The organism is Paracoccus sp. PAR01 (assembly GCF_014851995.1).
Taxonomy (GTDB): domain Bacteria; phylum Pseudomonadota; class Alphaproteobacteria; order Rhodobacterales; family Rhodobacteraceae; genus Paracoccus; species Paracoccus litorisediminis.
Genome location: NZ_JACVAW010000096.1, coordinates 1 through 585, shown reverse-complemented (window position 1 = coordinate 585; position 585 = coordinate 1). Strand labels below are relative to the sequence as shown.

The following is a 585-nucleotide window of genomic DNA, read 5'->3' as shown; positions in this document are numbered from 1 at the left end:
GGGAGTGTCCTGAACTTTGTGTATCTGGGCCGTTCCATGCGGTTTCAGATACTCAAGCGTCGAAGCGCTCGCCAAACATTATGGCGAACTGATTGCGGGCCGCAAACCATTCCCGGACGTTTCGGCCGTCTTTCTCGAAGTTGCGGATGGCCAGGTAGATCAGCTTTGTCGCCGCCTCGTCTGTCGGGAATGACCCACGGGTCTTGATCGACTTGCGGATGACCCGGTTCAAGCTCTCAATGGCATTGGTCGTGTAGATGATCTTGCGGATCGCCGGATCGAAGCCAAAGAACGGGATCACCTCCTGCCATGCGCGGCGCCAAGCCGGGGCGATGGAGGCGTATTTCCCGGCCCATTTCTCCTCGAAGCCGTCGAGTTCCACGGCCGCCATGTCGGCAGTCGGGGCCACGTAAATCCGGCGCAGATCGGCGGCCACAGCCTTGCGGTCCTTCTAGGAGCAGAAGTTCAGGCTGTGGCGGACCAGATGCAGTGAGCCAGCGAAGGCGCCATCGGTCCGAGCCCGCTGGCGAACGCAGGTTTGAACCATGGCGTCCGGAAAGGCGGCGGTGATCGCCTCAGGAAAGC

The 585-nt window shown here is 60.9% G+C and carries 1 pseudogene; it reads right to left on the bottom strand.

Annotated elements, in window-relative coordinates:
• Positions 1–52 precede the first annotated feature (52 nt).
• Positions 53–585: pseudogene (locus IB235_RS26050) on the bottom strand (transposase); the annotation flags it as partial.